General features: G+C 30.8%; 7 protein-coding genes. All 7 read right to left on the minus strand.

The genetic code is table 11. From position 1 onward, the window contains the following. Positions 1-267: 267 nt before the first annotated feature. Positions 268-642, minus strand: a complete 375-nt coding sequence (locus ACN0WI_RS16545; RefSeq protein ID WP_417888156.1) for a DUF6547 family protein — start codon at positions 640-642, stop codon at positions 268-270. 40 nt (positions 643-682) lie between these two features. Beyond that, positions 683-1,615, minus strand: a complete 933-nt coding sequence (locus tag ACN0WI_RS16550; RefSeq protein WP_417888157.1) for an IS3 family transposase — start codon at positions 1,613-1,615, stop codon at positions 683-685. Next, a complete protein-coding gene (locus ACN0WI_RS16555; protein ID WP_417888158.1) occupies positions 1,612-2,001 on the minus strand; it encodes a DNA-binding protein in 390 nt (129 codons plus the stop codon). The genes ACN0WI_RS16550 and ACN0WI_RS16555 overlap by 4 nt, the downstream gene beginning before the upstream one ends. Positions 2,002-3,621: 1,620 nt before the next feature. Continuing rightward, positions 3,622-5,739 carry a COR domain-containing protein gene (locus tag ACN0WI_RS16560; RefSeq protein WP_417888159.1) on the minus strand — a complete coding sequence of 706 codons (2,118 nt, stop codon included), beginning with the start codon at positions 5,737-5,739 and terminating at the stop codon, positions 3,622-3,624. 156 nt (positions 5,740-5,895) lie between these two features. Beyond that, on the minus strand, positions 5,896-6,576 hold the full coding sequence (locus tag ACN0WI_RS16565; RefSeq protein ID WP_417888160.1) for a hypothetical protein: 681 nt from the start codon (positions 6,574-6,576) through the stop codon (positions 5,896-5,898). A 134-nt stretch (positions 6,577-6,710) separates the two neighbouring features. Next, on the minus strand, positions 6,711-8,525 hold the full coding sequence (locus ACN0WI_RS16570) for an AAA family ATPase (RefSeq protein ID WP_417888161.1): 1,815 nt from the start codon (positions 8,523-8,525) through the stop codon (positions 6,711-6,713). A 370-nt stretch (positions 8,526-8,895) separates the two neighbouring features. Beyond that, on the minus strand, positions 8,896-9,150 hold the full coding sequence (locus tag ACN0WI_RS16575; protein ID WP_417888162.1) for a hypothetical protein: 255 nt from the start codon (positions 9,148-9,150) through the stop codon (positions 8,896-8,898). Positions 9,151-9,381: the final 231 nt, after the last annotated feature.

The following is a 9,381-nucleotide window of genomic DNA, read 5'->3' on the forward strand; positions in this document are numbered from 1 at the left end:
TGATTCTGAGAAAATGAATTCACAGAGTAAATAATGAAAATTAATATACAGACTATTTTTTTCAAATTAATGCCAACGGTTACGGTTATCGCAAGTTGCGGGAGTAGGGACGCGGACTTGTCGGATTAACTATTTTCTTTTCTGGTTTCTAAAATTACACTTTTCCGACTAAACCCGTTATTTGCGATGAACCGATGTTGTAAGCCGTTTTTAGTCGATTTAACTGAATTATATATTAGTGCAAATGCATGTAATTTTGATTGAATTTTAACTAAATAATTTTTTAATCCAATTGGTGTCCTTGTTTTCGTATACAGATTTGTGCCTGCTAAACCTTTCAATCCAACCGTCTTCTGTAAAAATTTCTCCATGTAAAACATCAGAAAGTTCTGCAACGTTTTCGCCATCCATAAAAACTTTGAGTCCACTATCTAAATCGTTACTTTCCTGAATGGCGAAGAGAAAATCATGCATAGATTTCTCCAATATCTTTTCCAAAACGTCAGCAACGACTTGTTTTTCTTCTTGAGTTAATTTTGAAAGTTTGGCATGGAACTCTTTTGATTCCTGACTTCTCCATTTGCCTTGAATTAGTCCTTTAAACCAGTCGATTTGTTTATCTCTTAAATTATCAATTATCAATTATCAATTATCAATTTTCCAAATTTCTCTAATTTTTCACTCATAGTGTTAAGTTTTGTATTATACTGAAATAGGTTGACCTTTTTTGATTCCATTTTCGACAGTTTAAATGGTCAATAATTCTAAATTTTGTTTGTTCCTTTTTGTAGGAATGATAGTCTACATTTTTATTCATATGAACAAAGTTTGGAGTGTTCATTTTGAGACTAAAATGGGGTCTTTTGTTGTTGTAAATCTCCACAGCCCGTTTGACCATCTTCCTGGCTAAGTTAGTATTTTTTATAGTTCGTATTAAATCATATTCATATTTGAGGGTTCTGTTGATTCTTTCAGCTACGGCGTTCTCGTAGGGATCGTACTTCTCGGTCATGCTCATTTGTATTCCATGTTCCTCAGCAAAGCTGATGTATTGAGGATTGCAATACTGAATTCCGCGATCTGAATGATGGATGAGTTTCTGATTCTTGTATTTTCTATTTTTAATGGCCATTCTAAGGGCATCGATGCAAAGTGATGTCTTCATGTGGCTTGCTAGTTTATACCCCATAATTTGCTTGGAATAGGTGTCTGTGACTAATGCCAGGTAACTGTATCCATTCTGCGTTTTGATATAGGTAATATCGCTTACCCAAAGTTGTTCCTGTCTGGTGGGAACTTTATCTTTTACCAGGTTTTTGTATTTAAAGAATCGATGTTTTGAATCGGTTGTGATATGGAACCGCTTTAATTTAGGAACGAGCAGATTATTCATTCGCATTATACGATAGAATTTATCTCTTCCTATTTTAATACCAAGTCGGTTCATATCAGCCTTTAATTCCTGATATAGTTTAATTCCACCGGTGCGCAGTCCGTACTGACTCCGATACTCTTTAATAAGCCGAATGATAATCTGTTGTTGAGATTGCCTTTTCTGATGAGATTTTAATCGCTTATAGAAAGCTTGTTTGGAAACCCCAAAACATTGGATCAACCATTTTCTTTTAAACGGTTTTGCTTCTTTTTTTCGATCTCGTCTGCTAATGTTTTGGGCAATGACTTTTTTGACATATCAACCCCGGTAATAAGTTCCATGTCAGCAATAATGTCTTGTTGGAAGTCTTTTACAAACTCCAGTTCCTCAATCTTTTCTTTGAGTTTTTTGATTTCATCTTTCTTGCTCATCCCTTGTTTCTTTTGTTCTAAAGTACTGTATTTTTTCAACCAATAATAGATGGAAGCTCTGGAAACCTGATATTTATCGGAAGCATGATTGATAGAGATCTGTGCATTTTGGATTTGATCGATGATAACGAGCTTAGGATCATAACCTACTTTTTTGTAGAAAGTTTTTCGACAGTGTTGATTTTGTTCTTTCATTAGGTATAGTGCTAAAAGGTTTAATTTTTAGTCAACCTATTTCAGGAAAGTACATTTTTTTTAAATTGCTTACAACGGCTTTGTATAATCGTCAGTTGCGGGTTGGTTTAAAATAAAGATAGCAAAAAAACACCAAATTTTATGCTTGCGCGGTTTTGTCCGAAGGACAAAATGCCGCAATTGCTATTATACGTTGTTGTAAAATGTAGCGACACATTCTGATATAAAATTTCACGTTTTTTCTTGCTCTAAAAATTATTGTCAGATTTATCGAATATCGGCTTAGATTAGATTTTACTTTTTAAAGTTTTTCAGAGTGGGGGAGAAGCTTTTGTGAATCAAAATTTGTAGTGAAATTCTAAAATTTAAATTTTCTCCTGTGTTGCTTTTAAATTTTAAATTGAATTTTTCTATTTGAATTTGGAGAGAGATTGGTTTTGCGCAACAATTGTCATTTTTAGTTTCTATTTTGTGTCAAATCTCATTTTCCTGCAAGATCAGTTGTCCGTTTTTGTCTACGTTTATAGATCATGCTTCAATTTATACAATTTCGATATTTTTGATTTGATTTATTGTCCGCGTTTCTCCTTAAAACTTAAGTCCGAAATTTGAATTAAATAATTTCTAGAGAGTGATTTTATCAGTTTCTTATTTCTTGAAATTTTAAAACAATTTAGTCTGATTTCATCGAATTTCGAATATTATTTTTCTTCGGTCAGTTCGGCTTTTTGGGAGAGATTGGGTCAGGAGCTATTTTTTACAACGTTTTTGTATATGAGCTGTGGCGTGTATCGACACAGACCTTTCCTGATAAAAACTGGCTTTGGAAAATCCGCAGGATTTTCCAAGTGAGGACTGACCAAGCCATAGCTTATATACGGTGTTGTAAAACGTTTTTTTATTATTTTTAAATTCCGCTCAATATAATTCCGACAAATATTACAATCAACGAAGTCAAAAGAAACGGTTTTTTACTTTTATAAATATCCGAAATTAAATTCCAACAATACAAATAAATAAATATCGGAAACATAAATCCCAAATAAGCAAAGTCCTTTTCAATTGTCAAATCTACTCCAGCAAAAAACCAAAACAATCGCAAAAGAAAAAATAATGTTCCAAATAAAATCCAAATCGTATTAGTTTGAGCCATTCTCAATCTTATGTTTTTCTTTCTGTTAGTCGCAAAAGGTTTGCTCATCCACAAATAAGTTGTGAAACAAAATGAAAATCCAACTGAAGTAAAACCAATTAAAGTCAAATAATAAATTGAGAATTCATAACTATAGAAATTCGACCAGCTTAAGTCTGTGATAATTTCTCCAACATTGCACATTTTTAAAAATACTCGAAATAATGAATTAAAAATTAAGCTAAATCCGATTCCGATTGCAATTCCGCTATAAAACTGGAACTTTCCAATTTCGTTTATCGTGAAGTCAGATTTGAGTTTTTTCAATTCAGCGTATTGTTTGGTCAAATGTTTTACAACGGTATTGTATAACAATCAGTTGCGGATTGGTTTGAACTAAGATAGCTAAAATTACCGAATTTTATGCTTGTGCGGTTGTGTCCGCAGGACACAAAGCCGCAATTGTTGTTATACGGTGTTGGCAGTTGTTATTTCTTTCTAATAAATTTTTTAACCAAAGAATTTACATTTATCCCTAACCCAAAAAAGTTAGGCTGTAATAGAACTATTTCATTTGCTTTTTCGAGTAGTGTTTCTTGATTATCGTTTTTAGAAGCTATTTTATTAAGAATAGCGAAAATTTCATCCTCTGTACTTTGATTTGCTTGTACTGATCCTAAGTATTTTTTTACATCTATCTCGTAATCTAAACCATCTGGCATATATTTTTTGATCCCTTTTGATTCTAAAGTTAACAAATGAGAATGTGATACAACAACTCCGTTAGAATTTGGAATTGGAATATTAATTTTACTTACTAAACCTTTGAAGCTACGATTTATTTTTCTTACAATAAAAAGTATAATTGATAGATAGTCTCTTTTTCTATCTCCGGAAACACTAATTTTTATTTCTTTTCTACTATAATCTGCTTTAATTTTTGAGGTAGTATTTAAAGTACTATCATTTATAATAAATCCTGTTCTCCATCTGAATTTATCGACTATATCGTTATGAAGGTTTACGATTAATCTAGGCATAATTGATTTAGGTAAAAATTCATAAGAAATGACAATGTCTAAAACATCTTTATTCTCAAAGTTAAATATGGGTTCCTGTACAGCTAGTAAATCTGGAACTAAAATTTCCGTATTAGAAAGTTTGTAACATAATTCAAACTTTATCATTAGCTCAATTATATAATTCAACTGAGAACTAGGATATTTGAATTTTCCATTTTTTTCTTTGATTTTTAAAATATTTCTTATTTCTGATAGTTTTAATATGCCTTTATTGTGAGCCAACTTTTGCGAATTTATTATTTTATAAACTGCGAAAGTTACCCACTCTGGATCCAATACGTGTGTATCACTTAAAGAAAAATCTTTAAAATGTAGAATGATTCCTAAATCATTTAAATATTCCACTAAAGTGTTTTGGCTAGATGAATCATAAATTCCATTTTCTACACATAGAGAATTAAATTGGTCATAACTAATATAATTAGTACTCATATTTTCGAGATGAGTTTTTACTTTAAACCAAGAAAGTGCCCATTGAACATTTAGATTTTTGATATCTAAAACTGCATTTCGCAACGAAGCTTTGACCGCATTTATTCCTTTGTTTTCTGAACAAGAAATTTTAATAAATGTTAAAATATTTGGAAATTTTTCCTTTAAAAAAAGTCTGTTTACATCGAAAGATGGGTTTTCATCAGTTTTATTAATAGCAACAATAACAGGAGAATTACCACCAAAACTTTTGATATGATTAAGCCAATACTCGGGGTTTGGTTCCTCACGAGCGTTAAGGATAATTATGTAAATACTTCTTCTAGAAAGGAAAAATTGATGAGTTGCGTGCATAATTTCTTGTCCACCAAAATCCCATAATCTATATTTTACATTTTTATTATTTGGTCTTAAAGTTATATTTTTAATATTAATACCGTGGGTTTGACTTTCCTGTGGATTGAATTTTTCTTTGGTCAATAGGTTTTGAAGAGATGTTTTACCAGATCCACCATCACCAACAATTATGACTTTTACTTCATTTAAATTTTTTGTTCCTTGTTTTAAAGAATTGACATAGTCCCTAATTGCCGTCAGGTTATTTCTTCTTTTTGATTCGAGAACTTCTAATGGAATTGAATTCAAAGGATTGCTATGGATATCCATTGACTTCAGTGATTTCATAAAAAGAACTTCTTCAGGTATTTCTTTAATTTCATTTCTAAATAGATAAAGAATGTTTAGCTTATTTAATTCAGCTAATTTAATTGGGATTTCACTTAATGAATTATTTACAATATCTAATCTATTTAAATGTTTTAAATTAAAAACTTCCTTTGGGATCTTAGTTAGGTTAATACCATTTAAATATAACTCTGTTACTTTATTATCTTTATCAATTGTTGCTAGTTGTTTTTCTTCAAGGCGGTCATCTATTAACTTTTTAATTTTTCTGTTTGAAGTTTTAGCGTTTTCTGCTGACAGTTTTCTTTCTTGTTGATTTCTTTTTCTCTTTTTACTCCAGATTTTAAAATCTCCAATTTCAATATTAAGATTTTTTTCGATTTCTTTTAATATTTCAATATCTGTCATATCTTTCTTTAATTACTGCCAACGGTTTGCGAGTATGGACAGTTGCGTGGTTGATTAGCAAGGTTTTGTCCGCTTAAAATAAATATAGCTAAAAACATCGAATATAGATTAAGTATTTAGCCGCAATTGACCATACGCGTTGTTGGCAAACGTTATTTATTGTATCAATGCTTTTCTTGTTAGCTCTGATTTTCTTAAATTTAACTCGATTGAAAACAAGTCTATTATTACTTGCTCTACTTCATTAATATTTACAGATTTTGGATCTCTTCTTGATTTTAAATAATTTTCACGTTTCATTTTTTCAGCTAAATCTCCGACATTTTTCAAATTTAATTCTTTCCCGAATTTGTGAGTAGACCAAATTCCTAAAATAGATACTATTATTCCAAATAGAGCAATCTTATAATCATAGAAAAAACTCAAAATAGATATTACAAAAAGTATTAATAAAATGTTTACATAAACTCTTTTTGGTTGCGTAATATTTAATTTAAAACTTAGCTTTTCTTCTACTTTTCGGATTAATTTTAGTCGATTTTTTTTCGGAAAAATTTTTGAAAGTTCAGTTTTTGGATTTATTTCATCCAATCCAGATTGCGAGATTAAAATTTTCTTTAATTTATAAAACGCTTGTTGAGTTGTACAGCTTTCTTTGTGCTCAAGTTTAATTTTATCTTTTATGGCATCACTTAATTGTCCCAAATTCTTAATCTTAATTAATTCTTTATTTACGAATCGAAAATCAAAAGTGTCTTCAACTTTCTGAAGAACTAATTCAATATCCTCAATATCGATATTTTCTAATTTGTAATTTCTCATTTTAATGTTTGCCAACGGTCTCGGCTATGAACAGTTGCGTGGGTTAACACGGACTTTTGCAAGTACACGACAAGCTGAAAATTCCTGCGGAATTTTCAGGATAAGCCTGTAATAGCAATTGTTTATAGCCATTGTTGTGCTTTCGTTTTTCACATTTCTTCAAATATTTCTGCTAGTTCTAATATTCCAGAATCTTTTTCTGCCAAAGCTATATCTACATAACATTCTCTTATACTCAAAGTATTACCCTTTAATACTTCACTACATAATTTAGAGAATATTATTTTTCCTTGGAATTCGCTCTTCCAATCATCAGAATCTAGTAAATCCTCTAGTCTTGATTTTTCATTTTCCAACCACTCTGATGTTTTGGATTTTTCTAATTCATCTGATAGTAAGTTTAGATTATTTTCAAGGCCATCAGAAATTAGACTCTTTACTTCTTCAAGTGTTTTTTGATTTATTGAAGTGACTTTTGGCACTTTGATTGAATAATTTGCTCCAATGTGTTCTTTGAAGTTTTTATATAAGTTGAAGCTGATAGTCTCCTTGGCTATTCTCTTCATTTCAGACTTAATTTGTTCAACTGTAATATTTGTTCCGTTCTTATTGAGGTATAAATGATTAGCAACTTTATGTAGAATTTCTTCATTTAGAAAATAGTTCTCAATATGCCTTCTTTTAAGACAAATTAGTTTTTTGCCTTCTTCTAATTCATCAATTTGGTCTTGCCTTAAACCGTCTCTATCTCTTAACATATACATATCAACTCCAAAAACAGAATTTCTAAGCTGTTCTTCTACGGTTTTGAGTGCTCCAATATTCATTACAGAACCAACTGGACTTATTTTTATTTCAGGGTTAACCGATAAGGCTATTTTATGATATGTCAACCTATCGATACTAGAGGATTCCCCTTCAACAAAAACTATTTTTTTACCAACAGCGAATAATCCAAGATTTTCTCCAATCAATTGAACTAGTTCGTGATGACTATGGTTCAAGTCACTTAGTCTATGGGCTTGATTGGTTCCTGTTTGAGTTGAATCAATGAAATACACATTTCCAGTTGAATAATAAGTTGAGATTAAATCAGCCGAATGAGTTAAGAAAATAAACTGGTTTGTATGTTCGCCAATTGATTTCAAGGATTCGATTAATTTAAAAGTAAGAGTAGGATGTAGGTGTAATTCAGGTTCATCAATAATTATAACTGAATGTTTGATTTCTTTTCTAGCAACATCAAATAATACTTTAACAACTTCTTGTTCTCCAGAACTTAAAGCGTTGAAAGGCAATGGTTGACCTGATTCATCTTTATATTGGAATTCTCTAGGTTGAGCAGGATTGATATCAAGTAGTTCTTTCCCAGGTAGCAGATCTGAGAATATTTTTTTATACTTCTTAAAAGGGTCTGGATTCTTTTCAATTATTTCCTCTCCTTTTGTTGGTTCTTTTTTTAATGAGTCAGCTAATTTTTTGTCTCTGGAAGCAGATTTTTGATGAATATAATTTACGAAATTTTGCCAGCGACCTGAAAATGCACTAAAATAGAAATTGCTTGGTGCAAGAGCGTCATCTGGGTCTCCACCTAACCAATTTACTTGATTATAACTAATTGATTGAATACTTCTGTTCGAGTCAATTTGAACTAAAGAGCCAACATATTTTCCAGCTCCATACTTTCTACTGTTTATATAGTTCTTTAAGACTTGGTTTTGTTGTCCTTTTTTGACTTCTATACTTGTTCCATTGAAATATTTAGGTTCTTCTTCTTCTTTCCTCGTTGCCTCAATAGTCATATCCATAATCGGACTTCCTTGAAGAGTTTGAACAATTGCTTGTTTCAATCTAGTCTTACCTGCTCCATTCGCACCAGCAATAATTATTATATCTCCCAAGCTACCCATTTCAATATTTTTTATGGGTTTGAAATCAGTAATTTTAAAAGACTTTATTCTCATATGGTGTTTTATTTAAATGAAGCACAACGGGTTTGTATAACAATCAGTTGCGGATTGGTTGGAAACTAAGATAGCTAAAATTACCGACTTTTATGCTTGCGCGGTTGTGTCCGCAGGACACAAAGCCGCAATTGTTGTTATATATTGTTGGCACACGTTTTTTTTAATTACATATTATGGTTAATCAAAATCACTAACCTTTTTTCAGGTGCAATTAAATAGAAATTCGTACTTCCGCTTTTTTGATAGGAGTAATATGCTCCTGGTTGAATTGCTATTTGTCTTATAAAATTTTGTCGGTCAACTATTTCTCCTTTCAAACCTCCGTAAGTTGATGTTACGAATTCTAAAATTCCGGATTAGTTTTCTTTTATTTGTGTTTTTGTCCATTTAATGTCAGCGAGTTCTTTTTTGGAAAGCTGTTCAAAAATTCTTTATCAGGATTCTTAAAATATTCGGCAGTTTCTTCATTGAATTTATAAATATCCAATGCGTAGCCTTCTCCACGGACACTAATTTCTTCGTAATCGAATTCGTTCCAACTCCAAAATTGCTTTCCTGTCAATTCAGTTGTTCGATATTGTATATAGAAGTTTTTCGAAAGTGGAATATTTAAAGTTCCCAAGTCAAAAAAATAGAACTATAGTCAAAATGGAGACTTGAATCACGAATGATTTCTTATTTCCTTTTTTGTAGAGTCGAAATAGTCCAATTATAGCTAATAATAAGATTAGATAAAATTCCATTTACAAGTTTAAAGTAAAATTTAGATTAAGACTGTTTATTATTTTTTGAATTTATCTAAAAGTTTCTCAAATCCATAAAATGGTATTGAAATAATCAATAATAATGGTGG

The sequence above is a fragment of the Zunongwangia sp. genome (assembly GCF_048269745.1).
GTDB lineage: Bacteria > Bacteroidota > Bacteroidia > Flavobacteriales > Flavobacteriaceae > Zunongwangia.

Bases quoted from the DNA above. Each gene is read 5' to 3' on its own strand.
- ACN0WI_RS16555 (WP_417888158.1), bottom strand. From the start codon at position 2,001: ATGAAAGAACAAAATCAACACTGTCGAAAAACTTTCTACAAAAAAGTA.
- ACN0WI_RS16560 (WP_417888159.1), bottom strand. From the start codon at position 5,739: ATGACAGATATTGAAATATTAAAAGAAATCGAAAAAAATCTTAATATT.
- ACN0WI_RS16570 (WP_417888161.1), bottom strand. From the start codon at position 8,525: ATGAGAATAAAGTCTTTTAAAATTACTGATTTCAAACCCATAAAAAAT.